At 71.3% G+C, this 26,982-nt stretch carries 26 protein-coding genes; 10 read left to right on the plus strand and 16 right to left on the minus strand.

Annotated elements, in window-relative coordinates; genetic code table 11:
* Nucleotides 1-73: 73 nt before the first annotated feature.
* A complete protein-coding gene (locus ACWD0A_RS13845; protein WP_451297724.1) occupies nucleotides 74-1,390 on the plus strand; it encodes a PucR family transcriptional regulator in 1,317 nt (438 codons plus the stop codon).
* Between the two features lie 15 nt (nucleotides 1,391-1,405).
* Here ACWD0A_RS13845 and ACWD0A_RS13850 read toward each other — a convergent pair whose 3' ends face one another.
* From ACWD0A_RS13850 to ACWD0A_RS13895, 10 genes are all read right to left on the minus strand, one after another.
* A complete protein-coding gene (locus tag ACWD0A_RS13850; protein WP_451297726.1) occupies nucleotides 1,406-1,771 on the minus strand; it encodes a VOC family protein in 366 nt (121 codons plus the stop codon).
* Nucleotides 1,772-1,821: 50 nt separating this feature from the next.
* Nucleotides 1,822-2,160 carry a metal-sulfur cluster assembly factor gene (locus tag ACWD0A_RS13855; protein ID WP_177148866.1) on the minus strand — a complete coding sequence of 113 codons (339 nt, stop codon included), beginning with the start codon at nucleotides 2,158-2,160 and terminating at the stop codon, nucleotides 1,822-1,824.
* Nucleotides 2,157-2,627, minus strand: coding sequence for a Fe-S cluster assembly sulfur transfer protein SufU (gene sufU / locus ACWD0A_RS13860; RefSeq protein WP_307716086.1), 471 nt, complete (start codon nucleotides 2,625-2,627; stop codon nucleotides 2,157-2,159). Before sufU ends, ACWD0A_RS13855 begins: the two co-directional genes overlap by 4 nt.
* A gap of 9 nt (nucleotides 2,628-2,636) precedes the next feature.
* A complete protein-coding gene (locus tag ACWD0A_RS13865) occupies nucleotides 2,637-3,893 on the minus strand; it encodes a cysteine desulfurase (protein ID WP_451297729.1) in 1,257 nt (418 codons plus the stop codon).
* Complete coding sequence (gene sufC / locus ACWD0A_RS13870) at nucleotides 3,890-4,654, minus strand: Fe-S cluster assembly ATPase SufC (RefSeq protein ID WP_451297731.1); 765 nt, start codon at nucleotides 4,652-4,654, stop codon at nucleotides 3,890-3,892. Before sufC ends, ACWD0A_RS13865 begins: the two co-directional genes overlap by 4 nt.
* A 7-nt stretch (nucleotides 4,655-4,661) precedes the next feature.
* Entirely contained in the window at nucleotides 4,662-4,979 is a 318-nt protein-coding gene (locus tag ACWD0A_RS13875) for a non-heme iron oxygenase ferredoxin subunit (RefSeq protein ID WP_177148862.1), read from the minus strand.
* Nucleotides 4,979-6,202, minus strand: coding sequence for a Fe-S cluster assembly protein SufD (gene sufD / locus ACWD0A_RS13880; protein WP_451297733.1), 1,224 nt, complete (start codon nucleotides 6,200-6,202; stop codon nucleotides 4,979-4,981). The genes ACWD0A_RS13875 and sufD overlap by 1 nt, the downstream gene beginning before the upstream one ends.
* A 160-nt stretch (nucleotides 6,203-6,362) precedes the next feature.
* Nucleotides 6,363-7,784: a Fe-S cluster assembly protein SufB gene (gene sufB, locus ACWD0A_RS13885; RefSeq protein ID WP_451297735.1), complete on the minus strand. Its 1,422-nt coding sequence runs from the start codon at nucleotides 7,782-7,784 to the stop codon at nucleotides 6,363-6,365.
* Nucleotides 7,781-8,524 carry a helix-turn-helix transcriptional regulator gene (locus ACWD0A_RS13890; RefSeq protein ID WP_177148859.1) on the minus strand — a complete coding sequence of 248 codons (744 nt, stop codon included), beginning with the start codon at nucleotides 8,522-8,524 and terminating at the stop codon, nucleotides 7,781-7,783. Before ACWD0A_RS13890 ends, sufB begins: the two co-directional genes overlap by 4 nt.
* A gap of 104 nt (nucleotides 8,525-8,628) precedes the next feature.
* The gene (locus ACWD0A_RS13895) at nucleotides 8,629-9,435 is read right to left on the minus strand and encodes a DUF72 domain-containing protein (RefSeq protein ID WP_451297737.1); all 807 of its coding nucleotides are present in this window, start codon (nucleotides 9,433-9,435) and stop codon (nucleotides 8,629-8,631) included.
* 165 nt (nucleotides 9,436-9,600) lie between these two features.
* Here ACWD0A_RS13895 and ACWD0A_RS13900 point away from each other — a divergent pair, with 165 nt between their 5' ends.
* From ACWD0A_RS13900 to ACWD0A_RS13915, 4 genes are read left to right on the plus strand one after another with little or no spacing between them, the layout of a single operon-like run.
* The gene (locus ACWD0A_RS13900; RefSeq protein ID WP_451297739.1) at nucleotides 9,601-10,527 is read left to right on the plus strand and encodes an ABC transporter ATP-binding protein; all 927 of its coding nucleotides are present in this window, start codon (nucleotides 9,601-9,603) and stop codon (nucleotides 10,525-10,527) included.
* Complete coding sequence (locus ACWD0A_RS13905; RefSeq protein WP_451297741.1) at nucleotides 10,524-11,291, plus strand: ABC transporter permease; 768 nt, start codon at nucleotides 10,524-10,526, stop codon at nucleotides 11,289-11,291. Before ACWD0A_RS13900 ends, ACWD0A_RS13905 begins: the two co-directional genes overlap by 4 nt.
* 50 nt (nucleotides 11,292-11,341) lie before the next feature.
* Nucleotides 11,342-12,457, plus strand: coding sequence for a hypothetical protein (locus ACWD0A_RS13910; RefSeq protein ID WP_451297743.1), 1,116 nt, complete (start codon nucleotides 11,342-11,344; stop codon nucleotides 12,455-12,457).
* Between the two features lie 4 nt (nucleotides 12,458-12,461).
* Nucleotides 12,462-13,451 (plus strand): COX15/CtaA family protein, encoded by a 990-nt coding sequence (locus ACWD0A_RS13915; protein WP_451297745.1) that lies wholly within the window; start codon nucleotides 12,462-12,464, stop codon nucleotides 13,449-13,451.
* A 21-nt stretch (nucleotides 13,452-13,472) separates the two neighbouring features.
* Here the strand turns inward: ACWD0A_RS13915 and ACWD0A_RS13920 are convergent, their stop codons facing one another.
* The 3 genes from ACWD0A_RS13920 to ACWD0A_RS13930 all read right to left on the minus strand — a co-directional run bounded on the left by ACWD0A_RS13920 (nucleotide 13,473) and on the right by ACWD0A_RS13930 (nucleotide 16,016).
* Complete coding sequence (locus ACWD0A_RS13920) at nucleotides 13,473-14,567, minus strand: amidohydrolase family protein (RefSeq protein WP_451297747.1); 1,095 nt, start codon at nucleotides 14,565-14,567, stop codon at nucleotides 13,473-13,475.
* A 66-nt stretch (nucleotides 14,568-14,633) separates the two neighbouring features.
* Entirely contained in the window at nucleotides 14,634-14,990 is a 357-nt protein-coding gene (locus ACWD0A_RS13925) for a hypothetical protein (RefSeq protein ID WP_451297749.1), read from the minus strand.
* A 78-nt stretch (nucleotides 14,991-15,068) separates the two neighbouring features.
* Entirely contained in the window at nucleotides 15,069-16,016 is a 948-nt protein-coding gene (locus tag ACWD0A_RS13930; RefSeq protein ID WP_451297751.1) for a heme o synthase, read from the minus strand.
* A 350-nt stretch (nucleotides 16,017-16,366) separates the two neighbouring features.
* On the opposite strand from ACWD0A_RS13930, the gene tkt reads away from it, so the two are divergent.
* Genes tkt through pgl form a run of 5 tightly spaced genes read left to right on the plus strand, consistent with a single transcriptional unit; the run spans nucleotide 16,367 to nucleotide 22,965 of the window.
* Nucleotides 16,367-18,454 carry a transketolase gene (tkt, locus tag ACWD0A_RS13935; RefSeq protein WP_451297753.1) on the plus strand — a complete coding sequence of 696 codons (2,088 nt, stop codon included), beginning with the start codon at nucleotides 16,367-16,369 and terminating at the stop codon, nucleotides 18,452-18,454.
* Between the two features lie 34 nt (nucleotides 18,455-18,488).
* Complete coding sequence (gene tal / locus ACWD0A_RS13940; RefSeq protein WP_451297755.1) at nucleotides 18,489-19,607, plus strand: transaldolase; 1,119 nt, start codon at nucleotides 18,489-18,491, stop codon at nucleotides 19,605-19,607.
* 15 nt (nucleotides 19,608-19,622) lie between these two features.
* Nucleotides 19,623-21,146, plus strand: a complete 1,524-nt coding sequence (gene zwf, locus ACWD0A_RS13945) for a glucose-6-phosphate dehydrogenase (protein WP_451297874.1) — start codon at nucleotides 19,623-19,625, stop codon at nucleotides 21,144-21,146.
* Entirely contained in the window at nucleotides 21,143-22,186 is a 1,044-nt protein-coding gene (opcA, locus tag ACWD0A_RS13950; RefSeq protein ID WP_451297757.1) for a glucose-6-phosphate dehydrogenase assembly protein OpcA, read from the plus strand. Before zwf ends, opcA begins: the two co-directional genes overlap by 4 nt.
* The gene (gene pgl / locus ACWD0A_RS13955; RefSeq protein ID WP_451297759.1) at nucleotides 22,183-22,965 is read left to right on the plus strand and encodes a 6-phosphogluconolactonase; all 783 of its coding nucleotides are present in this window, start codon (nucleotides 22,183-22,185) and stop codon (nucleotides 22,963-22,965) included. Before opcA ends, pgl begins: the two co-directional genes overlap by 4 nt.
* Before the next feature lie 330 nt (nucleotides 22,966-23,295).
* On the opposite strand, the gene ACWD0A_RS13960 is transcribed toward pgl, so the two are convergent.
* The 3 genes from ACWD0A_RS13960 to pgi are packed head-to-tail and all read right to left on the minus strand — an operon-like array spanning nucleotide 23,296 to nucleotide 26,979.
* Nucleotides 23,296-24,816 (minus strand): PH domain-containing protein, encoded by a 1,521-nt coding sequence (locus ACWD0A_RS13960; protein WP_451297761.1) that lies wholly within the window; start codon nucleotides 24,814-24,816, stop codon nucleotides 23,296-23,298.
* A complete protein-coding gene (locus tag ACWD0A_RS13965) occupies nucleotides 24,813-25,313 on the minus strand; it encodes a PH domain-containing protein (protein ID WP_451297763.1) in 501 nt (166 codons plus the stop codon). Before ACWD0A_RS13965 ends, ACWD0A_RS13960 begins: the two co-directional genes overlap by 4 nt.
* A 4-nt stretch (nucleotides 25,314-25,317) precedes the next feature.
* On the minus strand, nucleotides 25,318-26,979 hold the full coding sequence (pgi, locus tag ACWD0A_RS13970; protein WP_451297765.1) for a glucose-6-phosphate isomerase: 1,662 nt from the start codon (nucleotides 26,977-26,979) through the stop codon (nucleotides 25,318-25,320).
* Nucleotides 26,980-26,982 lie beyond the last annotated feature (3 nt).

The raw sequence follows: 26,982 nt of genomic DNA on the forward strand, positions 1-26,982 counted from the left end.
TTGACACCCCGCGTGTCCTGCGGCGACCTTTATTACCGGTAAGTAAGGTCAGCAGCGTCGACAGGTCGCCACCGTGGACAGTGAGGGGTACGTGACCATGGACCGTGAGGCGTACGTGCCGCTCGCCTTCGGCGGGGTTCCGGTGCACCAGCGCCTGGCCGGATCGGTGGACGAGCTGGCCGCCCGTGTTCTCGCACGCCTCGTCGACCATGTGCCCGTCTACGGCACACTGCCGGCCGAGCAGTTGCGCAGTGAGACCCAGCGGGTCATCTGCCAGGGCATACGCGCCTTCATCGGCGTCCTGCGCACCGGCGAACTGCCGGACGAGACGCAGTTGCAGGTCCTGCGGCAGTCCGCCGCCAAGCGGGCCGAGGAGGGCGTTCCGGTGGAGGCGGTGATCAGCGCCTACCACGTGGGGGCGCAGGAGTGCCTGGAGCGGATGTCGGCGCACGCGACGCCCGAGGACCTGTCGCAGGTGAGGACCGCGAACCAGCTGGTGCTGCGGTTCCTGGAGCGGATGACGGCCAACGTGGTGGCGGGTTACTTCGCGGAGCGCCAGGCGGCCGCGGGCGAGGAACAGTCGGCCCGGCAGGCGATGCTCACGGCGCTCGTCGACGGGGAGGACGTACGGGTGACGGCCGCCCGCTGGGGCATCGGGCTCCCCGCCTGCTATCTGGTCCTGGCCCTGGCCGTGGGCACCCACCCCGACGAGCGGGCCCCGGGGGTCAGTCCCGTGATCGCCAGGCAGCGGAAGCTGCGGCGGCTGCGGGTGGAGCTGGAACGCCACGCCGAGGGCCAGGTGCTGTCGGCCCTCACCGGCGACGGCGGGCTCGCGCTCATCCCGTACGACACGGACGCCGCGCTGCTGGCCGACCGGGACTGGAACCGGCTGGCCACCGCGGTGTCGCACATGAGCCGCGTGGCCGGGGTCGACATCGTGGCCGGCGCTGCGGCGGCCGCCCCGGAGGGCGTGGGGGCGGCGGTCCGGCTGGCGGAGGAGGTGCGGCGGGTGGCGGTGTCGGCAGGCCGGGGACCGGGTGTCCACCGGCTCGGGGACGTGCTGCTGGAGTACCAGCTGATGCAGCCGGGCCCGGCCCGCGACGCCCTGGCCGAACTGATGCGCCCGCTCGCCGGCCGCCCCGAACTCCTCGGCACGCTGCGCGAGTTCCTGGACAGCGGACTCAGCCGCCAGCTGACCGCCGAGCGGCTGCGCGTGCACCCGAACACGGTGGACTACCGGCTGCGCCGCGCGGCGGAGGCGACCGGGCTGGACGCCACGTCGGGCGCCGACATCATGCGGGTGCGCGCGGCGCTGAGCGCCCACGACGCGCTGAGCGCCCGGCCGGGAGCGGCGGACGGCGCCGCGGACGGCGGCACCGAGGCGCGATGACGTGACGCCCTGGCGTCAGTCGAGCAGGGTCTTCTTCGGCCGCAGCACGCAGAACTCGTTGCCCTCGGGGTCGGTGAGGACCACCCACGTGACGTCGTCCCCCTGCCCGACGTCCGCACGCCGCGCCCCGAGCGCGATGATCCTCTCGACCTCGGCAGCCTGGTCGTCGGGGGTGAGGTCGATGTGCAGCCGGTTCTTGACGGTCTTGGTCTCGGGCACGGTGAGGAACACGATGCCCGGCAGCGCGCTCGGGTCGGCCCCGATGACGATCTCCTCGGGATCCTCGTAGAGGATCTGCCAGTCGAGGACCCGCGTCCAGAACCGGGCGAGCGCGGCGGCGTCATGACAGTCGATCGCGATCTGGTACAGAGAAACGGCCATGCCCGCCAGTCTGCCTGGCGGGCATGGCCGTTCCCGGGAGATCGCCCGGATCAGACGTTGAAGCCGAGCGCGCGCAGCTGCTCGCGGCCGTCGTCCGTGATCTTGTCCGGACCCCACGGCGGCATCCAGACCCAGTTGATCTTCAGCTCGCTGACGATGCCGTCCGTCGCGGCCTTCGCCTGGTCCTCGATGACGTCCGTCAGCGGACAGGCCGCCGACGTCAGCGTCATGTCGAGGGTCGCGACATTGGAGTCGTCGATGTGGATGCCGTAGATCAGGCCCAGGTTGACGACGTCGATGCCCAGCTCGGGGTCGACGACGTCGTACAGCGCCTCGCGGATCTCTTCCTCGGAGGCAGGCTTCAGCGCCGCCCCAGCGTTCTCGGTCATGCCGTCTTCCTCTCGGCGTCGGTGCCGTCGCCCAGCGCCTGGGCGGTCGCGTCCTTCCACGCCATCCAGCTCAGCAGCGCGCACTTCACGCGAGCCGGGTACTTGGAGACACCGGCGAACGCGACCGCGTCCTCCAGCACCTCCTCCATCGCGTCGTCCGGCTCGATCTGGCCCTTGGACTGCATCAGCTCCAGGAAGGTGCCCTGGATCTTCTGCGCCTCGGCGAGCTCCTTGCCGACGAGGAGCTCGTTCAGCACGGAGGCGGAGGCCTGGCTGATGGAACAGCCCTGGCCCTCGTACGACACGTCCGCGATGCGCGACCCGTCGTACTTCACCCGCAGCGTGATCTCGTCACCGCAGGTGGGGTTGACGTGGTGCACCTCGGCGTCACCGTCCCGCAAGCCCCGGCCGTGCGGGTGCTTGTAGTGGTCCAGGATGACGTCCTGGTACATCGAATCCAGCTTCACGACCAACCCCTACCCGAAGAAGTTCCGTACGTGCTCCAGGCCGTCGACCAGGGCGTCGACCTCGGCCGGCGTGGAGTACAGATAGAACGACGCCCGCGTGGTCGCAGGAATTCCGTACCGCAGGCAGACCGGCCGCGCGCAGTGGTGGCCGACCCGGACCGCGATGCCCTGCTCGTCCAGGACCTGGCCCACGTCGTGCGGGTGGATGTCACCGAGCGTGAACGAGATCGCGGCGCCGCGGTCCTCGGCCGTGGTCGGGCCGATGATCCGGAGATCGGGCACCTCCAGGAGCCGCTTCACCGCGTACTCGGTGAGCACGTGCTCGTGCTGGGCGATCTTGTCCATGCCGATCGAGGTGAGGTAGTCCACGGCCGCGCCGAGGCCGACGGCCTGCGCGATCGGGGGCGTACCCGCCTCGAACTTGTGCGGCGCGGGAGCGTACGTGGACGAGTGCATCGAGACGGTCTCGATCATCTCGCCGCCGCCGAGGAACGGCGGCAGGTCCTCCAGCAGCTCCTGCCGGCCCCACAGCACACCGATGCCGGTCGGACCGCACATCTTGTGGCCGGTGAAGGCCACGAAGTCGGCCTGCAGCGCCTGCACGTCCAGCACCATGTGCGGGGCGGCCTGCGAGGCGTCGATCAGGACCAGCGCGCCGACCTCCTGGGCGCGGCGGACGATCGCCTCGACCGGGTTGAACGTGCCCAGGATGTTGGAGACCAGCACGAAGGAGACGATCTTCGTCTTCTCGGTGATGACCTCGTCGATGTTCGACAGGTCGAGCCTGCCGTCGTCGGTGAGGCCGAACCACTTCAGCTTCGCGCCGGTGCGCTGCGCGAGCAGCTGCCACGGAACGATGTTGGAGTGGTGCTCCATCTCGGTGATGACGACCTCGGTGTCGCTGTCCACCCGGTAGGGCTCGTCGGCCCAGCCGAGCATGTTGGCCACGAGGTTGAGCGACTCCGAGGCGTTCTTGGTGAAGATCACCTCGTCGCGGCTCGGCGCGTTGATGAACGCGGCGACCTTGTCGCGCGCGCCCTCGTACAGCGCCGTGGCCTCCTCGGCCAGCACATGCACGCCGCGGTGCACGTTGGCGTTGTGCTGCTCGTAGTACTCGCTGAGCACGTCGAGCACCTGGCGCGGCGTCTGGGAGGTCGCCGCGTTGTCCAGGTAGACGAGCTTCTTTCCGTCGTGGATCACCCGGTCGAGGATCGGGAAGTCCTTGCGGATCGCCTCGGTGTCGAGGAGGCCCGGCAGATGTGTCACGCGGATACGCCACCCTTCGTGTAGGACTCGTACCCCTCGGCCTCCAGCTTGTCGGCCAGCTCGGCACCGCCGGACTCGACGATGCGGCCGCCGGAGAAGACGTGGACGAAGTCGGGCTTGATGTAGCGCAGGATGCGCGTGTAGTGCGTGATCAGCAGGGTGCCGACCTCGCCGGTCTCGCGGACGCGGTTGACACCCTCGGAGACGATGCGCAGGGCGTCGACGTCGAGGCCGGAGTCGGTCTCGTCGAGGATCGCGATCTTCGGCCTGAGGAGCTCCAGCTGGAGGATCTCGTGGCGCTTCTTCTCACCGCCGGAGAAGCCCTCGTTGACGTTGCGCTCGGCGAAGGCCGGGTCCATGTGCAGACGCTCCATGGACTCCTTGACCTCCTTCACCCACGTGCGCAGCTTGGGGGCCTCGCCGCGGATGGCGGTGGCGGAGGTGCGCAGGAAGTTGGAGACCGAGACGCCGGGGACCTCGACCGGGTACTGCATGGCGAGGAAGACGCCGGCGCGGGCGCGCTCGTCGACGGACATCTCCAGGACGTCCTCGCCGTCCAGGGTCACGGTTCCACCGGTGATCGTGTACTTGGGGTGGCCCGCGAGGGAGTACGCGAGGGTCGACTTGCCGGAGCCGTTCGGGCCCATGATGGCGTGGGTCTCGCCCTGCTTCACGGTCAGGTCGACGCCCTTGAGGATCTCCTTGGTGGCGTTGTCGGCCTCGACGGAGACGCGCAGGTCGCGGATTTCAAGCGTTGCCATGGGGACTTCAGTTCTCCTGTGTGACGGAGACGAGAACATCGTCCCCTTCGATCTTTACGGGGTATACGGGCACAGGGCGCGTCGCGGGAAGGCCGGACGGCTTGCCGGTGCGGAGGTCGAAGGCCGATCCGTGCAGCCAGCACTCGATCTGGCAGTCCTCCACCTCGCCCTCCGACAGCGAGACGTTCGCGTGCGAGCAGATGTCGTAGATCGCGAACACCTCGCCCTCGGTGTGGACGATGGAGACCGGCGTGCCGTCGAGTTCCACCCGCTTCGGGGTGTCCTCCTCCAGCTCGCTCAGCCCACAGGCTCGGACGAAGGCCATCAGACGGAAGCCTCCAGCTCGGCCTCGATCTTGGCGATGAGGCGCTCCTCGACGTCCGGCAGACCGATCTGCTGGACGAGCTCCGCGAAGAAGCCGCGGACGACCAGGCGGCGGGCCTCGGCCTCCGGGATGCCGCGGGCCATCAGGTAGAAGAGCTGTTCGTCGTCGAAGCGGCCGGTGGCGGAGGCGTGGCCGGCGCCGGCGATCTCGCCGGTCTCGATCTCGAGGTTCGGCACGGAGTCGACACGCGCACCGTCCGTGAGGACGAGGTTGCGGTTCATCTCGTACGTGTCGGTGCCCTCGGCCGCGGCCCGGATCAGGACGTCGCCGATCCACACCGCGTGGGCGTCGTCGCCCTGGAGAGCGCCCTTGTACACCGCGTTGGACTTGCAGTGCGGGGTGTTGTGGTCGACGAGGAGGCGGTGCTCCTGGTGCTGGCCCTTGTCGGTGAAGTACAGACCGAAGAGCTCGGCCTCGCCGCCGGTGCCGGCGTAGGCGACCCGCGGGTGGAGGCGCACGAGGTCGCCGCCGAAGGTGACGACGACGGACTTGAAGGAGGCGTCGCGGCCCACCAGCGCGTTGTGCTGGGCGACGTGGACGGCCTTGTCGTCCCAGTCCTGGACGGAGACGACGGTGAGCTTGGCACCGTCGCCGAGGACGTAGTCCACGTTGGCGGCGAGCACCGCGTCGCCGGTGTGGTCGATGACCACGACGGCCTCGGCGAACGCGCCGAGCTCGACGACCTGGTGGCCGAAGGCGACACCGCCCTCGCCGTGCACCGCGATGCGGATCGGCTCGGCGAGCACGGTCTCCTTGGGCACGGTGACGACCGAGGCCTGCTCGAAGGAGGAGTACGCCTGGGCGGCGACGCGGTCCACCGGGGTGCCCGCCTTGCCGAGCCGCGCGTCGTCGCGGCCGACGGTCTCGACGACGACGCCGTCGGGGACGTCGATCGCGACCTTGACGCCGGTGCCGGTGGCGACGGCGGTGCCGTCGTGCAGTCCGGCGAGGCGCTCCAGGGGAGTGAAGCGCCACTCCTCCTCGCGGCCGTGCGGAACCGGGAAGTCCGCCACGTCGAACGACGGGGGCGCACTCATGCGGGTGGCGACGGTCGATTCGGCGGCCACCGCGATCGAGCCGGCGGTGGTGGAGCCCAACGGTGGGGGTCCCCCCTGGACCGGAGTTCTACGGAGGTCCTCGGGGGAGTTCTGAGCCTCAGCCATGGCTGTCGGTCTGCTCGCTTTCTGCGTTCAGTGCGTGTGCTCGGCCGCGGGGCCGCCGCGGGCCGGAGCCTGTGGCTCCGGCTGCGGCCGGTCTGCCCGGGGTCCGCTCACGGGGCTCACCGCGTGAGCCCCAGGGACGTGATCGGGTCGGCGGGGCGCCTCAGCCCACCGCGCCTTCCATCTGCAGCTCGATCAGCCGGTTGAGCTCCAGCGCGTACTCCATGGGGAGTTCCTTGGCGATCGGCTCGACGAAGCCGCGCACGATCATCGCCATCGCCTCGTCCTCGGACAGACCGCGGCTCATCAGGTAGAAGAGCTGGTCCTCGGAGACCTTGGAGACGGTGGCCTCGTGGCCCATGGAGACGTCGTCCTCGCGGACGTCGACGTACGGGTAGGTGTCGGAGCGCGAGATCGTGTCGACCAGCAGCGCGTCGCAGAGCACGTTGGACTTGGCGCCCGGGGCGCCCTCGCCGATCTCGATCAGACCGCGGTACGAGGTGCGGCCGCCGCCTCGCGCCACCGACTTGGAGACGATGTTCGACGAGGTGTTCGGGGCCATGTGGACCATCTTGGCGCCGGCGTCCTGGTGCTGGCCCTCGCCCGCGAAGGCGATGGACAGGGTCTCGCCCTTGGCGTGCTCGCCCATGAGGTAGACGGCCGGGTACTTCATCGTCACCTTGGAGCCGATGTTGCCGTCGACCCACTCCATGGTCGCGCCCTCGTACGCCACGGCGCGCTTGGTGACCAGGTTGTAGACGTTGTTCGACCAGTTCTGGATGGTCGTGTAGCGGCAGCGGCCGCCCTTCTTGACGATGATCTCGACCACGGCGCTGTGCAGCGAGTCCGAGGAGTAGATCGGAGCGGTGCAGCCCTCGACGTAGTGGACGTAGGCGTCCTCGTCGACGATGATCAGCGTCCGCTCGAACTGGCCCATGTTCTCCGTGTTGATACGGAAGTAGGCCTGCAGCGGGATGTCCACGTGGACGCCCTTGGGGACGTAGATGAACGACCCGCCGGACCAGACCGCCGTGTTCAGCGACGCGAACTTGTTGTCACCGACCGGGATGACCGTGCCGAAGTACTCCTGGAAGAGCTCCGGGTGCTCCTTCAGCGCGGTGTCGGTGTCGAGGAAGATGACGCCCTGCGCCTCCAGGTCCTCGCGGATCTGGTGGTAGACGACCTCGGACTCGTACTGGGCGGCGACACCGGCGACCAGGCGCTGCTTCTCCGCCTCGGGGATGCCGAGCTTGTCGTAGGTGTTCTTGATGTCCTCGGGCAGGTCCTCCCAGGAGGCGGCCTGGGCCTCGGTGGAGCGCACGAAGTACTTGATGTTGTCGAAGTCGATGCCCGACAGGTCCGAGCCCCAGCTCGGCATCGGCTTCTTGTCGAACAGCCGCAGACCCTTCAGCCGCAGCTTCAGCATCCACTCCGGCTCGTTCTTCTTCGCGGAGATGTCCCGGACGACGTCCTCGTTGAGACCGCGCTTGGCAGCGGCGCCGGCCTCGTCGGAGTCGGCCCAGCCGAATTCGTACTTACCCAGACCCTCGAGTTCGGGGTGGGCAGTCTCCGTGGGGAGAGTCATGCGGGGTTCCTCCCGGCCGTGCTTGCAGATGCTGGTGATGTGGTGGTCTGTGCGGCGCCGCTCTGGGGAGAGCCGCGCGGGATGAACGTCGTGCAGACGCCGTCGCCGTGGGCGATCGTGGCCAGCCGCTGCACGTGCGTCCCGAGGAGCTTCGAGAAGAACTCGGTCTCCGCCTCGCACAGCTGCGGGTACTTCTCGGCCGCGTGGGCGACCGGGCAATGGTGCTGGCAGAGCTGCTCGCCGACCGGCGCGGTACGGGCCGTAGCAGCGTACCCGTCGGCGCTGAGAGCCTTGGCCAGCGCTTCGGTGCGCTCCTCGGGGGCCGCGGCCTCGACGGCGGCGCGGTAGGCGTCGGCCTGGGCCTCGATCCGGTCCCGGGCGAAGGCGGCGACGGCCGACTCTCCTCCGGCGTGCTGCTCGATCCAGCGCAGGGCGTCGACGGCCAGCGTGTCGTACGACTGGTCGAAGGCGTCGCGGCCGCAGTCGGTCAGGGCGAACACCTTGGCGGGGCGCCCGCGCGTGCGCGCGCCGTAGACGCGCTGCTCGCGTGCCTCCACGACATTGTCGGAGACGAGCGAGTCGAGGTGACGGCGGACGGCTGCCTGCGTGAGTCCGAGACGGCCCGCGAGGTCGGCCACGGTGGACGGGCCGTGGTCCAGGATGGAGCGCGCGACGCGGTTGCGCGTGGAGCGCTCGCCGGTCGCGAGTTCCTCGTGGGGAGCCTCGCCTACGTTTTTCACAACGCCATTGTTGCGTAATTCCTCAGAGAGTGACAAGCCGCGTCCGGATCACCGCACGGTGCCGTGCGTCACTTAGGCATACCTAATCTGACCTGCGGAAATGATCACTCGGGCGCCTGCTTCGCAGGTCCGCCGGGGTGCTCGCGCCCGGCCCCCTCCGCCGCCGGAGGGACCGCCGTGCGGCCCCGCGCCACCACCGCCCGCGTGAACGCTGCCGCGTCCCGGACGGCCGCGCCGCCCGGGTCGTTGTTGAAGAACGCGTACACGTCCGCCCGGTCGGGCCAGGCGTCGGCCACCCGGTCCGCCCAGGACGCGAGCGCCTGCCGCCCGTACCCCGGCCACGGCCTCGCCCGGCCCTCGTGGAAGCGCAGATAGCCCCAGTCGGCCGTCCGCCACAGCGGGGTCACCGGCCGCGAGCCGCGGTCCGCCCAGCACAGGGCGGCACCCCGGGCCGCCAGCAACCCGGCGATCTCGTCCGTCCACCACGAGTCGTGGCGCGGTTCGACGGCCACGCGCACACCGCGCGGGAAGCAGGCGAGCACCGCGTCCAGCGCCCGCGCGTCGGCGCGGAGCGTGGGCGGCAGCTGCAGCAGGACGGGCCCCAGCCGCTCCCCCAGCGCCTCGGCGCGGCCCATGAGCCGCTCGACGGGCTCCTCGGGATCCTTCAGCCGCTTGATGTGGGTGAGGAACCGGCTGACCTTCACCGCCATGACGAAGCCGTCGGGCGTGCGCTCACGCCATTCGGCGAAGGTCCTGCGCTCGGGCAGCCGGTAGAAGGCGTTGTTGTTCTCGACGGTCACGAAGCGGCGCGCGTACTCCTCCAGCCAGAGCCGCTGGGGCACGCCCTCGGGATAGAGGACGCCGCGCCAGTCCCTGTACTGCCACCCGGAGGTGCCGATGAGCACGGGCATACGGTGATCCTTCCCCGTTCCGGCCGCCTCACCGCGGCCGGCGCCCCGGTCAGGGCAGGCCACGGCCCCGGTCAGGCCGGCCCGTGACCTGGCCGCCGGCCGGTGCGCGCGGCGGGGCCCGGGGCCGCGGCCCGAGCGGTCCGGGCGGGTCCTTAGACTTCCCGCATGAGCAACGAGTCCGCCGTCCAGATCCGGGGCCTGGTCAAACGGTACGGATCGAAGACCGCGGTGGACGGCCTGGACCTCGACGTCGCCACCGGATCCGTGACCGCCGTGCTCGGCCCCAACGGAGCCGGCAAGACCACCACGGTCGAGACCTGCGAGGGCTACCGCCGCGCCGACGCCGGCACGGTGCGCGTCCTCGGCCTCGATCCCGTCGCCGACGCGGCCCGGCTGCGTCCCCGGATCGGCGTGATGCTCCAGTCCGGCGGCGTGTACTCGGGCGCCCGCGCCGACGAGATGCTGCGCCACATGGCGAAGCTGCACGCCCACCCGCTGGACGTGGACGCCCTGATCGAACGGCTCGGACTCGGCAGCTGCGGCCGCACGACCTACCGCCGCCTGTCCGGCGGCCAGCAGCAGCGGCTCGCGCTCGCCATGGCCGTCGTCGGCCGGCCGGAGCTCGTGTTCCTCGACGAACCGACCGCCGGGCTCGACCCGCAGGCCCGCCGGGCCACCTGGGAGCTGGTGCGCGAACTGCGCGCCGACGGCGTCACCACCGTCCTGACCACGCACTTCATGGACGAGGCCGAAGAGCTCGCGGACGACGTCGCGATCGTCGACGCGGGCCGGGTGATAGCCCGCGGCACCACGGAGGAGCTGTGCCGTGGCGGCGCCGAGAACACCCTGCGCTTCACCGGTCGCCCCGGGCTCGACCTCGGCTCGCTCCTCAAGGCGCTCCCGGACGGCACGGCAGCCGCCGAGCTCACGCCGGGCGCGTACCGGATCAGCGGCCAGGTCGACCCACAACTGCTGGCGACGGTCACGACCTGGTGCGCCCAGCACGGCGTGATGCCGGACGGCATCTCGGTCGAACGCCACACGCTGGAGGACGTCTTCCTCACGCTGACGGGCAAGGAGCTGCGCGGATGAGCGCCGGTACGTACACGCCGCGGCCGGGCGCGGCGCCGCTGACCCGCATGATCGCGGCGCAGGCCGCCTTCGAGACCAGGATGCTGCTGCGCAACGGCGAACAGCTGCTGCTCACCGTGGTCATTCCGTCGCTGCTGCTGGTGCTCTTCTCGACCGTCGACATCGTCGACACCGGCGACGGCGAGCCCGTCGACTTCCTCGCCCCCGGCGTCCTCGCGCTCGCCGTGATGTCCACGGCCTTCACCGGACAGGCGATCGCGACCGGTTTCGAGCGGCGGTACGGGGTGCTCAAGCGGCTGGGCGCCTCGCCCCTGCCGCGCTGGGCGCTGATGTGCGCCAAGACGCTCTCGGTCCTGGTCACCGAGATCCTGCAGATCGTGCTGCTGACCGTGATCGCCTTCGCGCTCGGCTGGTCCCCGCACGGCAACCCGTTCGCCGTGCTCCTGCTGCTCGTCCTCGGCACCGCGGCCTTCTCCGGGCTCGGGCTGCTGATGGCCGGGACGCTCAGGGCGGAGGCGACCCTGGCCGCCGCGAACTTCGTATTCCTGCTGCTCCTCGTGGGCGGCGGCGTGATCGTTCCGCTGGACAGGTTCCCGGGCGCCGTCGCCTCCGCCCTCGCCCTGCTGCCGATCTCGGCGCTGTCCGACGGACTCCGTGACGTTCTGCAGAACGGCGCGGGCATGCCCTGGGGCGATCTAGGAATCCTCTCCGTATGGGCACTGCTCGGACTCGGGGCGGCCGCCCGGCTCTTCCGCTGGGAGTGAGGCGCGCGCCAGGATGCTCCTGTCGGGACCCGGCACGACTGGAGGTCTGGATGGAGCGGACTGCCGCACTGCGGCTGGATGCCGAGTGGGCGAAGATCAGGGCCGGCCGGCCCGGCGCCTCGCCCCGCGCACGCGAGCGCATGCTGACGGATCTCATCGCCGCGCTCGCCCCGCACGCGGCGGACGATCTGTCCCTGACCGCCAGACTGAGCCTTCGGTACGGCGATCTGGCGCGGCACCACTTCGACACCGGCAGCCGCACGGACGCGCTGGCCGCGGTCGACCAGGCCGTACGGCACTGCGCGGAGCCCGCACGGCACGACGACGAGCACGCCCGCTGGTACGCCAGGGCCCTCATCAGCCAGGCCGTCTACCTCGCGGAGCCGCTCAGCGACGAGCTCGGACTGCCGCGCTACGCCTTCCGTCCGCACGGTGAGCAGCCACCGGCCGAGGACCGGCTCGCGGGCCTCGCCGCCGTCGAGGCCACCCACCGGGCCATCGCCGTGTGGGAGGGCCTCGACCGGGACGAGCCGCGCAACCGGGAGGGGCTCGCCCAGGCGTACGCCTTCCTCGGCGACCGGCTGGAGGAGCTCGGCCGGCCGGTGGACGCGGCGGAGTGGGCCGTACGGGCCGAGCGGGCCTTCCACGCGGTGTGGACGCCCGAGCCGGCCGAGCGCGCGCACGCGGCCGTGCTGGGCCATCTCGGGGACCAGCTGGAGCGCAGGCTGCGGCGCTGCCCCTTCGACGGCGGACTCACGCAGCTGCACAAGCGCGAACTGCTGCCCGAGCGGCTGGTACCGCTCGCGGTCCTGGCCGCTCGGATCGAGGGCGTGGCCAAGGACGCGATCGCGGAGGGGCTGGCGCTGGAGCGGACCGAGGTGCGGCGCATCCTGCGGGCTCGCTCGTGGCGGGCGGTATGGCGGTTCGACGTGCGCGCGGACGACGGGACGTGGACGCCGATGGCGTGTCCGTGGCGCGGGACGGACGCGATGACGGACCGCACGGCGGATGCGGTCGCCGCCGATCTGACCGACGCGTTCCTGCACTCGCCGGACCGGCCGCCGGACGGGGTGCCGTGGAGGTTCGCCCTGTGGTGGGAGGAGGAGGACCACCTGGACGGGGCACGCTTCCGGATGACGTTCCCGCCCGCGCCCGACCCCTCGTGAATCGGTGCACAAGCCCCCGCCTACGATAGGCCCCGTGCAGACCCCCCTCGCCTATATCGCCCAGCGCTGGACACCGTCGCCCAAAATCCTGCGACGTGCGGCGCTCTCCGCCGTCCTGATGACCGTGCTCATCGTCGTCACGGGCGGTGCCGTCCGGCTGACCGGCTCCGGTCTCGGCTGCGACACCTGGCCCAAGTGCACGGACGACAGCCTCTTCGCCACGCCCGAGCAGGGCCTCCACGGCGCGATCGAGTTCGGCAACCGGATGCTGACGTACGTGCTGTCGGCCGCGGTGGGCTGGGCGATCATCGCGGTGCGGTCCGTCAAGCCGCGGCGCCGGGGGCTGACCCGGCTCGCGTGGCTGCAGTTCTGGATCGTCCTGGGCAACGCCGTCATCGGCGGCATCACGGTCTGGGCCGGCCTGAACCCGTGGTCCGTCGCCGGGCACTTCCTGCTCGCCAACGCGCTCCTGACGGTCGCGACCGTCACCTGGGTGCGCACCGGCGAGGGGGACGCGGCGCCGCGTCCCCGGGTGCCGCGTCCGGTGCGCAAGCTGTCGTGGGCGATCGTCGCGGTCTCCGCGGTGCTGATCGTGCTGGGCACGTTGGTGACGGGCTCCGGGAAGCACGCGGGCGACAGCAGCGACGTGCCGCGTATGCCATGGGACTGGGCGGCCGCCGCGCACGTCCACGCGATCGCGGCGTGGGTGGTGTGCGCGCTCGCCGTGGCGATGTGGCTGGTGCTGCGGGTGGTGGACGCCCCGGACGACATCCGGGCCCGTGCGCGCGACCTGCTGCTGGTGGTGCTGGCGCAGGGCGCGATCGGTTACGTCCAGTACTTCACCCAGGTCCCCGAGATCCTGGTGGGCGTGCACATGCTGGGCTCGTCGCTGATGTGGATCGCGGTGCTGCGACTGGCACTGAGCCTGCGGGAGCGGGAGACCTCGGACACGGCGACGCCGTCCCGGCCGGACGGCGCGCTGTCCACCGTGTGACGCGCCGGGACCGCGGGGGCGTCACCCGGCGGTGAGCCCGTAGACCCGCCGCGCGTTGCCCGCCGCGAGCATCCCCGCCACGCGCTGCGCGTCGGACCGCGCCCACGCGCCGTCCTCCACCCAGCCTCCGAGCACCCGGCTCATCGCGTCGCGGAAGATGTGGGCGCCCACCACGTGCAGTTCCGGCAGGCCCCGCGCCCCGCTCGAGAACAGCAGTTTCCCGAACGGGGCCAGCTCCAGGATCTCGGCCAGCACCCCGGCGGCCCGCGCTCCCGTGCGGGTCACGGCGGGCCCCAGATCGGCGTACACGTGCGGGTACTCGCTCGCCAGGCGGGCGGCGCTGCGGTGGTGCGGGTAGCCGTGCAGCAGCACCAGATCGGTGCCGAGACCGGCTGTCGCCGCCGCGAACCCCGCGAGCAGCACCGGGTCGCCGACACCCAGGTGCATCTGAACCGGCAGGCCCGACGCGATGGCGATCCACAGGAGATGGCGCAGCAGCACCGGGTCGGTCAGCGGGGCGCCCGCCTGACGGGCGGCGATCCAGGCGTCCGCGGCCCCGCGCACCTCCCCCGCCCCCGGCGGCTCCGGATCGCGTGCGGCGCCGCCCGACGCGGCGGCGACGGTGGTGAAGGCGACGGCGGAGCCGGCCGCCCCGTGCACCGCCTCGGCGAGGTTCGCGAGGAAGGACTCGACCGTGCCCGAGGTGTCGGCGACCTGCTCGGCGAGCAGTTCGAGGCGGACGATCTCGCGGGCGTCCGCCGCGCCCGCCGCGGCGACCTCCCCCGGCCCGGCGAGGTCCCCGGGAGGCCCGGTGTCGACCAGGTAGGTGTCGATGCCGGTGCCGCGGAGCAGCCGTCTGCCCGCCTCAATCGCTCCCAGCTCGCGTCGGCGGGCCAGGTAGTGGGCGGGCGGGCAGTGGGGTTCGAGCCCGAGCAGGGGCGGGCACCAGCGCCGTACGGCGAAGCCGGTCTGGCTGTCGAAGAACGTGGTGCCCGCGGCCGGCGTCCCGGCCCCGGGGCCGAGCAGTGCCTCGAAGGTGCCGAGGCCCAGTTCCGTACGGAGCACCCCGTGGCAGTACTGGTCGACCAGACGCACTGAGGACGCGGCGTCGATCATCGGGAGCTCCCTGTCTAGGACCGTGCTTCCACAGTCCTAACGGGTGAGCCCCGCGCGAGGTGTTGCTCAGCGGCCGGACGGGCCGCCGACCTGGATGCCCGCCATGCGGGTCCACTCGTACGGGCCGGTGCGGACCTTCGCCGCGAAGTCGCCGTCGAAGGACTCGTGGAGCGTGATCCCGGACTTCTCGGCCGCGCTCACGGCGACGGCGTGACTCGGCGCGACGAGGTCGCCCCAGCCGCCGTCCTCGCCGACGAGCACGATGCGGGTGCCCATCTGCCCGATGTACGCGAGCTGGCCCTCGGCGCCGCCGTGCGCCTCGGAGAACGACCGGATCTGCTGGGCGAGCTTCGCCGCCTTGCGCTCGGCCTTCGCGGCCTGCTTGGCGTCCTGCGCGCTCTCGTCAATCTGGGTGTCTGCCATGGCCAGGATGCTACCGGCGGGTAGATCGCTTGGCGACTGCGGGGCGACGTGGTCTGCCCCACGCCGCGCGGACGCGACCTAGCGCAGGAAGGGGTCCACCGCCACGGCCACGAAGAGCAGCGACACGTAGGTGATCGACCAGTGGAACAGCCGCATCTCCTTGAGCTTGCCTCCCGTCGCCCCGCTCTTCGCGCGGTTCTGCAGCGCGTGGGCCTCCCACAGCCACCAGCCGCCGGTCGCCAGCGCCACGGCCGTGTAGAACCAGCCGGTGTAGCCGAGCGGGGTCAGCAGCAGCGAGACGGCGACCATCACCCAGCTGTAGACGACGATCTGCCGGGCGACGACCCTGTTCCCGGCGACGACCGGGAGCATCGGGACGCCGACGCGGGCATAGTCCTCCTTCACCTTCATCGACAGCGGCCAGTAGTGCGGCGGCGTCCAGAAGAAGATGACGAGGAAGAGGATGACTGCGGCCCACGACATCGAGTCGGTCACGGAGGACCAGCCGATCAGCACGGGCATGCAGCCGGCGATGCCGCCCCAGACGATGTTCTGCGCGGTGCGGCGCTTGAGGATCATCGTGTAGACGACGACGTAGAACAGCAGCGCGCCGAGTGACAGGGCGGCGGACAGCCAGTTGACGAGCAGCCCGAACCAGAGCGTGGAGATCACGGCGAGGGCGAGGCCGAAGACCAGGCCCTCGCGCGGCGACACGATGCCGGTGACCAGCGGGCGCTGGGACGTGCGGTCCATCAGGGCGTCGATGTCGCGGTCGATGTACATGTTGAGCGCGTTGGCGCCACCGGCGGAGAGGTAACCGCCGAGGCAGGTCGCGAGCACCAGCCACAGGTCCGGCACACCCTGCTCGGCCAGGAACATCACCGGCACGGTGGTGATCAGCAGCAGCTCGATGATCCGCGGCTTGGTCAGCGCCACGAATGCCTTGACGCGGGCACCGAACGGCCGATGGCCCCCCGGGCTGGGAGTCAAGACGACCCCTGCGGGTCGGGACTCGACGGCCGTCACGCACACCCCTGACAGAGAAAATCCCAGCAAGCCTCCGGGAGGACCTCCCATGTCCGAAGGGCGATGGGGGCGTGAAGACCCGTGAAGACTTGCGCGTACCACGCCACTCTAGACGTTGCCCACAGGCCGATCTTCGCCGGGGTGGGCACGTGTTGAGTCCGTCCCCGACGCCTCGCGTATACAGGCCCGACAGGCGAACGGCACGCCGGACCCGCACTCTGACAATGTCCGACCCATCTCGTGAGACGCGCTCTCGCAGAAGGGCGCATTGCTGCGAAGGTAGGCTCGACAGCGCCCGGTGCACCCCTCGTCACCGGGATTCGACATGTGGAGAGGAGCCCTGACCCAGGGTGAGCACCAAGCCGACCACCACAGACCTCGAGTGGACCGCAGTGGACCAGCGGGCAGTCGACACCGTCCGCGTCCTGGCCATGGATTCCGTACAGAAGGTCGGCAACGGCCATCCGGGTACGGCCATGAGCCTGGCGCCGGCCGCGTACACCCTCTTCCAGAAGGTGATGCGGCACGACCCGGCGGATGCCGACTGGACCGGGCGCGACCGGTTCGTGCTGTCCGCGGGCCACTCGTCCCTGACCCTCTACATCCAGCTGTACCTGGCCGGCTTCGGCCTGGAGCTGGACGACCTCAAGGCGTTCCGCACCTGGGGCAGCAAGACCCCGGGCCACCCGGAGTACGGGCACACCACCGGTGTCGAAACGACGACCGGCCCGCTCGGCCAGGGTGTCGCCAACGCCGTGGGCATGGCGATGGCCGCCCGCTACGAGCGTGGTCTGTTCGACCCCGAGGCCGCCCCGGGCACCTCGCCGTTCGACCACTTCGTGTACGCGATCGCCGGTGACGGCTGCCTCCAGGAGGGCATCTCGGCGGAGGCGTCCTCGCTCGCGGGTCACCAGAGGCTCGGCAACCTGATCCTGCTGTGGGACGACAACCACATCTCGATCGAGGGCGACACCGAGACCGCGATCTCCGAAGACACCATGAAGCGGTACGAGGCCTACGGCTGGCACGTGCAGCGCGTGGAGCCGAAGGAGAACGGCGACCTGGACCCGGCCGCCCTGTACGCGGCGATCGAGGCCGCCAAGTCCGTCACGGACCGGCCGTCGTTCATCGCGATGCGCTCGATCATCGCCTGGCCCGCCCCGAACGCGCAGAACACCGAGGCCGCGCACGGCTCGGCGCTGGGCGAGGACGAGATCGCGGCCACCAAGCGCGTCATGGGCTTCGACCCCGAGCAGCACTTCGAGGTCTCCGACGAGGTCATCGCGCACACCCGCAAGGCGCTCGACCGCGGCCGCGAGGCGCGCGGCGAGTGGGAGAAGGCGTTCGCCGCGTGGCGCACGGCCAACCCGCAGCGCGCCGCGGAGTTCGACCGCATCCGGGCCGGCGAGCTGCCCGAGGGCTGGGAGGAGAAGCTGCCCGAGTTCGAGACGGGCAAGGGTGTCGCCACCCGCGCCGCCTCGGGCAAGATCCTCCAGGCGCTGGGCGCGGTCGTGCCCGAGCTGTGGGGCGGCTCGGCCGACCTGGCCGGTTCGAACAACACGACGATCGACAAGACGTCGTCGTTCCTGCCCGCGGACAACCCGCTGCCGGAGGCCGACCCCTACGGTCGCACCGTGCACTTCGGCATCCGTGAGCACGCGATGGCCGCGGTCATGAACGGCATCGCGCTGCACGGCAACACCCGCATCTACGGCGGCACCTTCCTGGTGTTCTCCGACTACATGCGCAACGCCGTGCGCCTGTCCGCGCTGATGCACCTGCCGGTCACCTACGTGTGGACGCACGACTCCATCGGCCTCGGCGAGGACGGCCCGACCCACCAGCCGGTCGAGCACCTGGCCTCGCTGCGCGCCATCCCGGGCCTGAACATCGTGCGCCCGGCCGACGCCAACGAGACCGCGATCGCGTGGCGCGAGATCCTCAAGCGGTACACCAAGGAGTTCGGCGTGGGCGCCCCGCACGGCCTCGCGCTGACCCGCCAGGGCGTGCCGACGTACGAGCGCAACGAGGACGCGGCCAAGGGCGGCTATGTGCTGTTCGAGGCCGACGGCGGCGAGCCGCAGGTCGTGCTGATCGGTACGGGCTCCGAGGTGCAGCTGGCCGTCGAGGCCCGCGAGCAGCTCCAGGCCGCCGGTGTGCCGACCCGGGTGGTCTCGATGCCGTCCGTCGAGTGGTTCGAGGAGCAGGACCAGGGGTACCGGGACGCGGTGCTTCCTCCGTCGGTCAAGGCGCGCGTCGCGGTCGAGGCCGGTATCGGCCTGACCTGGCACCGCTACGTCGGCGACGCAGGACGCATCGTCTCGCTGGAGCACTTCGGTGCCTCGGCCGACGGCAAGGTCCTCTTCCGCGAGTTCGGTTTCACCGCGGACGCGGTCGCCGCTGCCGCGCGGGAATCGATCGAAGCCGCCGCGCGCTGACGCCGGTATACGACAAGTAGGAGATGCAACTCTCATGACAGACGCACTCAAGCGCCTCTCCGACGAAGGCGTGGCGATCTGGCTGGACGACCTGTCCCGCACCCGGATCACCTCCGGCAACCTCGCCGAGCTGATCGACCAGCAGCACGTCGTCGGTGTCACCACCAACCCGTCGATCTTCCAGAAGGCGATCTCGGAGGGTCACGGCTACGACCAGCAGCTGGAGGACCTCGCCGCCCGCAAGGTGACGGTCGAGGAAGCCATCCGCATGATCACCACGGCGGACGTGCGCGACGCGGCGGACATCCTGCGTCCGGTCTTCGACGCGACCGACGGCCAGGACGGCCGGGTCTCCATCGAGGTCGACCCGCGCCTGGCGCACAACACCAAGGCGACGGTGGCCGAGGCCAAGCAGCTGGCATGGCTGGTGGACCGCCCGAACACGCTCATCAAGATCCCGGCCACCAAGGCGGGTCTGCCGGCGATCACCGAGGTCATCGGCCTCGGCATCAGCGTGAACGTGACGCTGATCTTCTCGCTGGAGCGTTACCGCGAGGTCATGGACGCCTACCTGGCCGGTCTGGAGAAGGCCAAGGAGCGCGGCCTGGACCTGTCCAAGATCCACTCGGTGGCGTCGTTCTTCGTGTCCCGCGTGGACACCGAGATCGACAAGCGCCTGGACGCCCTGGGCACCCCCGAGGCCAAGGAGGCCCGCGGCAAGGCCGCTCTGGCCAACGCCCGCCTCGCCTACCAGGCGTTCGAGGAGGTGTTCGGCAGCGACCGCTGGGCCGCGCTCGACAAGGCGCAGGCCAACAAGCAGCGTCCGCTGTGGGCCTCGACGGGTGTCAAGGACAAGGCGTACAAGGACACGCTGTACGTCGACGAGCTGGTCGCACCCGGCACCGTCAACACCATGCCGGAGGCCACGCTCGACGCGACGGCCGACCACGGCCAGATCACCGGCGACACGGTCCGTGGCACCTACGAGCAGGCCCGCGCCGACCTCGACGCGGTCGAGAAGCTGGGCATCGGCTACGACGACGTCGTCCAGCTCCTCGAGGACGAGGGCGTCGACAAGTTCGAGGCGTCCTGGAACGACCTGCTGAAGTCGACCGAGGCCGAGCTCAAGCGCCTCGCACCGTCGGAGGGCTGACCTACCTTGTCCGGTATTGGCGGAGCCAACCCGCTCCGTGATGCTGCAGACCGACGGCTCCCGCGTATCGCGGGGCCGTCGGGCCTGGTCATCTTCGGCGTCACCGGGGACCTGTCCCGCAAGAAGCTGATGCCCGCCGTCTACGACCTCGCCAACCGGGGGCTGCTGCCGCCGGGCTTCTCGCTCATCGGCTTCGCCCGTCGCGAGTGGCAGGACGAGGACTTCGCCCAGGAGGTCCACGACGCGGTCAAGGAGCACGCGCGCACGCCGTTCCGTGAGGAGGTCTGGCAGCAGCTGAGCCAGGGCATGCGCTTCGTGCAGGGCACCTTCGACGACGACGACGCCTTCGAGCGGCTGAAGTCGACCATCGAGGACCTGGACAAGGTGCAGGGCACAGGTGGGAACTTCGCGTTCTACCTGTCCGTGCCGCCGAAGTTCTTCCCCAAGGTCGTGCAGCAGCTGAAGAAGCACGGACTGGCGGACCAGACGGAAGGCTCCTGGCGCCGCGCGGTCATCGAGAAGCCGTTCGGTCACGACCTGGCCTCCGCCAAGGAGCTCAACCAGGTCGTCCACGAGGTCTTCCCGCCCAACGAGGTCTTCCGGATCGACCACTATCTGGGCAAGGAGACCGTCCAGAACATCCTGGCGCTGCGGTTCGCGAACACGCTGTTCGAGCCGATATGGAACCGCTCGTACGTGGACCACGTGCAGATCACGATGGCCGAGGACATCGGCATCGGCGGCCGCGCCGGCTACTACGACGGCATCGGCGCCGCCCGTGACGTCATCCAGAACCACCTCCTCCAGCTGCTCGCGCTGACCGCGATGGAGGAGCCCGCCTCCTTCGACGCGGACGCGCTCGCGGCCGAGAAGACCAAGGTGCTGGGCGCGGTCAAGCTGCCCAAGGACCTGGCGACCAGCACGGTCCGCGCGCAGTACGCGGCCGGCTGGCAGGGCGGCGAGAAGGCCGTCGGCTACCTCCAGGAAGACGGCATCGACCCCGCGTCGAAGACCGACACGTACGCCGCGATCAAGCTGGAGATCGACAACCGCCGCTGGGCGGGCGTCCCCTTCTACCTGCGCACCGGCAAGCGGCTGGGCCGCCGCGTCACCGAGATCGCGGTCGTCTTCCAGCGCGCCCCGCACTCCCCGTTCGACTCCACGGCCACGGAGGAGCTGGGCCAGAACGCCCTGGTCATCCGCGTCCAGCCGGACGAGGGCGTGACCCTGCGCTTCGGTTCCAAGGTGCCCGGCACCTCCATGGAGGTACGGGACGTCTCGATGGACTTCGCCTACGGCGAGTCGTTCACCGAGTCCAGCCCCGAGGCGTACGAACGCCTCATTCTCGACGTCCTGCTCGGCGACTCCAACCTCTTCCCGCGGGTCGAGGAGGTCGAGCTGTCCTGGAAGATCCTCGATCCGATCGAGCAGTTCTGGGACACGAACGGCAAGCCCGCGCAGTACCCCGCGGGTACCTGGGGGCCCACCGAGGCGGACGAGATGCTCGCACGAGACGGACGGAGCTGGCGCCGGCCATGAAGATCGACCTCACGGACACCACGGCCAGCAAGATCAACAAGGCGTTGGTGCAGGGTCGTCGCGCGATCGGCACCCCCGCCGTCGGCATGGTGCTCACCCTCGTCATCGTCACCGACGAGGAGAACGCCTACGACGCGCTCAAGGCCGCCAACGAGGCGTCGCGCGAGCACCCCTCGCGCACCCTCGTCGTCATCAAGCGCGTCTCGCGCTCCCCGCGCGACCGCGCCAAGGCACGGCTCGACGCGGAGGTCCGCGTCGGGGCCGACGCCGGCACCGGCGAGACGGTGATCCTCCGCCTGTACGGAGAGGTGACCGACCACGCGCAGTCCGTGGTGCTCCCGCTGCTGCTGCCCGACGCGCCCGTCGTCGTCTGGTGGCCGGTGACCGCGCCGACCGACCCGGCGTCCGACCCGCTGGGCGCGCTGGCGCAGCGTCGCGTGACCGACACGTACGCGGCCGAGCACCCGGTGCACGAGCTCACCGCCCGCGCCGAGGCGTACAGCCCCGGCGACACCGACCTGTCCTGGACCCGGATCACGCCGTGGCGCTCGATGCTCGCGGCCGCTCTGGACCAGGTCACCTGCAAGGTGACGTCGGTCGAGGTGGAGGGCGAGGAGTTCAACCCGAGCTGCGAACTGCTGGCCATGTGGCTCGCGGACCGGCTGGACGTGCCGGTGAAGCGGTCGCTTTCGGCGGGCCCCGGCCTCACCTCGGTCCGGATGGAATCCACCTGCGGGCCGATCGTGCTGGACCGGCCGGACGGGTCGCTCGCGACCCTGTCCATCCACGGCCAGCCCGACCGCGCGGTGGCGCTCAAGCGGCGTGAGACGGCCGAGCTGATCGCGGAGGAACTGCGGCGGCTCGACCCGGACGACACGTACGCGTCGGCGCTGCGGTACGGGGTGCACCGGCTGAGCGATCCGGTGGCGGAGGTGGCTTCGGCGGCCGAGCCCGCCCCGGCGGAGCAGGCCACCCCGGCGGAGCAGAAGGCGGCGCCCGCGAAGAAGGCCGCTCCGGCGAAGAAGGCGGCGGCGAAGTGAGCGCGCCGCAACTGGTCGTGCACCGCGACAAGGAACTGATGGCGCAGGCCGCGGCGGCCCGGCTGATCACGAGGATCGTGGACGCCCAGGCCGCCCGCGGTTCGGCGTCGGTGGTCCTGACGGGCGGCCGCAACGGCAACGGCCTGCTGGCCGCGCTGAGTTCGGCCCCCGCGCGGGACGCGATCGACTGGTCGCGGCTCGACCTGTGGTGGGGCGACGAGCGCTTCCTGCCGGACGGCGACCCCGAGCGCAACGTCACGCAGGCCCGTGAGGCCCTGCTGGACGGGGTGCCGGTGGACCCGGCGCGGGTGCACGCCATGCCGGCGTCGGACGGGCCGTACGGCTCGGACGTGGACGCCGCGGCCGCGGCCTACGCGGCCGAACTGGCCTCGGCGGCCGGGCCGGAGGACCACGGTCCGGTGCCGACGTTCGACGTGCTGATGCTGGGGGTGGGACCCGACACGCACGTGGCGTCGCTGTTCCCCGAACTGCCCGCGGTCCGCGAGACGGAGCGCACGGTCGTCGGCGTCCACGGGGCGCCGAAGCCGCCGCCGACGCGGGTCTCGCTCACGCTGCCCGCCATCCGCGCGGCGCGCGAGGTGTGGCTGCTCGCGGCGGGCGAGGACAAGGCGAAGGCGGTCCAGATCGCGCTGTCGGGCGCGGGCGAGATCCAGGCGCCGGCGGCGGGAGCGTACGGCAGAGGTCGCACGCTGTGGCTGCTGGACGCGGCGGCGGCGTCCCAACTCCCCCGCGCGCTGTACCCACCGGCCTCGGCCTAGCCCCGGGCCCCGCATCGCGCTTCGCGCGGTGTCCCTACGGCCTGGCGGCCGTGGGAGAGCGCCCCGGACGGGCTGGATTCGCCCAGCACGGCAAGTCCAGCCCGTCGCCCTGGTGGGCGTCGCGGCACGGCGGATGCTTCCAGCCCCGCCGGCGATTTCGGCGCGGGGACACTCCAGCCCCGCACGCATTCCAGGCACGGGAACACTTCCAGCCCCGCACGCGTTCGCGGCACGGGAACCCCTCCAGCCCCTCCAGCCCCGCCGGCGATTGAGGCGCGGGGCCCGGGGCAGAGCCCCGCAAGCGCGCCGCGCTCTCGGGCCGCGCCCCCGTCAGCCCGGCCCGCCGCGCAGGAACGGCTCCAGCACCCCCGGCACCACCTCCGCCGCGAACACCAGCCCCTCCCCCTCCCCTGCGTCCCGCACGTCGTACGCCCCCGCGCCCGCCGCCGTCGTCGCCGTCAGCGTGATCAGGCCCACGCGGCGCTGGAAGACGGACTGCCGGACCGTCCAGCCGATCACCCCCGACCTCTGCAGCGCCACTGTGCTGCGCCGTACCGTGCCCGAGCGGGTCAGCAGGTACGCCCCCGCGATGCCGTGGCCCAGGCTCCGGTACGCGTCGAGCGCGAGCAGCAGCGACACCGGGACCGCCGCAGCCGTCCAGCCCACCGCGATCCACACCAGCACCGGCGTGAGCCACCACTCCAGCAGCGCCAGGACGAGGGCCGGGAGCAGCGCCCCTGTCAGGGCCCAGCGCAGCCGCCTGCCGCGGGCGGCGCGGGGATGCGGTGTCAGCGGCGACGCGGCGGTCGGGGCGACGGGCTCGCGCAGCACGCGCGCCGCCACCTCGTCGGCGAGCGCCCGCGGCACCGCCGGCAGCAGGGTCCGGCGGTCGGCGTGTTCGTCCTCGCCGTCCTTGACGAGCCCGGTGGCCACCGCGTCCAGGCGGGCCGCTCCGACCAGCCGCACGCCCAGCGGCTCGACGAGGTCGACCCCGCGCAGGCGCCGTTCCTCGATCGACGTCGAGCGGGCGGTGAGCAGGCCCCGCCGCACGCGCAGAGTCCCGCCCGGTTCGCGCTCCAGACGGTAGTTCCACCACATCTCGGTCCAGAGGCCCAGCGCGCCCACGACGCCCGTGACGATCGCCGCACCGGCGAGCACGACGATCATCCAGACCAGCGGGGTGTCCCGGAAGCGTCCCCATATCCAGTGGATGACCTCGGCCTGGGCGCCGAACCACTCGCTGACCTGCATCACGGCGCCGGCCGCCGCGCCGCCGAGCAGCGGGGCGACGAAGGAGACCGGCGCGTACCGGATCCAGGCGGGGTCGAGGGCGGCGAGGACGCCGTCGGCCGAGGGGTCCGCCCCCGGCGTGGCGGTGCGGGCCAGCAGGTGCGTGCGCAGCCGTTCGGCCTCCGCCCGGGAGACGGCGTCCAGTTCCAGCGTGGACTCGCCGCCGCCGGTCTGTTCGCCCGTGCCTATCCGTACCCGGACGAGGCCGAGGACGCGCAGCAGGACGCCGGCGGTGAGGTCGACGCTGCGGATGCGCTCGCGGGCCAGGGAGCGTCGTTTGACGAGCAGCAGGCCGGTGTGGAGCTCGGCGCGTTCGGGTCCGACGCGGTAGCGGGTCCGGCGCCAGCGGACGTAGTCGGCGCCGGTGGCGGCGGCGACGAGCAGGACGGCGCCGCCCAGCACCCAGCCGAGGGCCTGCCACAGCGGTATGCCGCCCAGCAGGCCGAACAGGGCGGGCAGTCCGGCTCCGCCGGCGACGCCCGCCGTCACCAGGGCGTTGACGAGGACCGTCCGCCCGTCCAGCCGGCGCCACTCGCCGTCCGGCCCGCCGGGCTCGCTCATGTCGCGTCCCCGGGCGTGGCCTGGGTGATCCGGGTCAGCCGCTCGGCGAGGTCCGCGGCGAGCTCGTGGTCGAGCCCCTCGATCTTGATCGCCCCTTTGGAGGAGGCGGTCGTGACGGTCACCGTGGCGAGCCTGAATGCCTGCTCCAGCGGCCCGCGGACCGTGTCCACGGTCTGGATGCGGGACATCGGGGCGATCCGCCATTCCTGCCACAGGGCGCCCGTGCGCACGTACACCGCCTCGTCGGTGATCTCCCAGCGATGCACCCGGTACCACCAGGCGGGGAGGAACGCGGTGCCGGTGAGGCCGATGACGGCCACCGCGGCGGCCGGTCCCCACAGCCAGGGGCGTGCAGGCTCGATGACCGCGCCCAGGACGCCCAGGACGGCCACGGGGACGGCCGTCGTCAGCAGGCACTGCGTGCGCCACCAGCCGACGACGCGTTCGTTCAGCCGGTTCTCCGGCGGCCGCAGCCGCACCGCGTTCTCCCCCCGCATCGGCTCAGCGGCCGCGCAGTGCCCGGTACCGGGCGGCCAGCGTTGCGGTCGAACTGTCGAGCTGCTCGCCGCCCCTGCCCTCCGTCAGGACGGGCTCGATCTTCTTGGCGAGGACCTTGCCGAGTTCGACGCCCCACTGGTCGAAGGAGTCGATGTTCCAGACGGCGCCCTGGACGAAGACCTTGTGCTCGTACAGTGCGATGAGCTGGCCCAGCACGGAGGGGGTCAGCCCGTCCGCGAGGATCGTGGTGGTGGGGTGGTTGCCGCGGAAGGTCTTGTGCGGCACCAGCTCCTCCGGGACGCCCTCCGCCCGCACCTCCTCGGGCGTCTTGCCGAAGGCCAGGGCCTGCGTCTGCGCGAAGAAGTTGGCCATGAGCAGGTCGTGCTGCGCGACCAGACCGGGCTGCAGGTCGCCGACGGGCCGGGCGAAGCCGATGAAGTCCGCCGGGATGACCTTCGTGCCCTGGTGGATCAACTGGTAGTAGGCGTGCTGGCCGTTGGTGCCGGGCGTGCCCCAGACGACGGGGCCGGTCTGCCAGTCGACGGGGTTGCCGTCGCGGTCGACGGACTTGCCGTTGGACTCCATGTCCAGCTGCTGGAGGTACGCCGTGAACTTGGACAGGTAGTGCGAGTACGGCAGGACCGCGTGCGACTGGGCGTCGAAGAAGGCCCCGTACCAGACGCCCAACAGCCCGAGCAGCAGCGGCGCGTTGGCCTCGGCGGGGGCGGTGCGGAAGTGCTCGTCGACGAGGCGGAAACCGTCCAGCATCTCCCGGAAGCGGTCCGGGCCGATGGCGATCATGAGCGAGAGACCGATGGCGGAGTCGTACGAGTAGCGGCCGCCGACCCAGTCCCAGAACTCGAACATGTTCGCCGTGTCGATGCCGAAATCGGCGACCTTCTCCGCGTTCGTCGACAGGGCGACGAAGTGCTCGGCGACGGCCTCCTGGCCGGCGCCCAGCTCGGTGAGCAGCCAGTTGCGCGCGGAGGTGGCGTTGGTGATGGTCTCGATCGTGGTGAAGGTCTTGGACGCGACGATGAACAGCGTCTCGGCCGGGTCGAGGTCGCGCACGGCCTCGTGGAGGTCGGCCCCGTCGACGTTGGAGACGAAACGGAACGTCAGCTCGCGCGCCGTGTAGGAGCGGAGCGCCTCGTACGCCATCGCGGGACCGAGGTCGGAGCCGCCGATGCCGATGTTGACCACGTTCCGGATGCGCTTTCCGGTGTGGCCGGTCCACTCGCCGGAGCGGATCCGGTCGGAGAAGGCGGCCATCTTGTCGAGCACGGCGTGCACGGCGGGCACCACGTTCTCGCCGTCGACCTCGATGACGGCGTCGCGCGGGGCGCGCAGCGCGGTGTGCAGGACCGCGCGGTCCTCGGTGGTGTTGATCTTCTCGCCGCGGAACATGGCGTCGCGCAGCTCGAACACTCCGGTGGCCCCCGCCACCTCGCGCAGCAGCGCCAGCGTCTCGTCCGTGACGAGGTGCTTGGAGTAGTCGAGGTACAGATCACCGACCTGGAGTGTGTACCCGCTGCCGCGCCCGGCGTCGGCGGCGAAGAGCTCCCGCAGGTGGGTGTCGCCCAGCTGCTCGCGGTGCTTGCCGAGAGCGACCCATGGCGACATCTGGTGGAGCCTCGTAGGACGTTCTGCGTTCATCTCGGACATCAG

Source organism: Streptomyces sp. NPDC002867 (genome assembly GCF_053591895.1).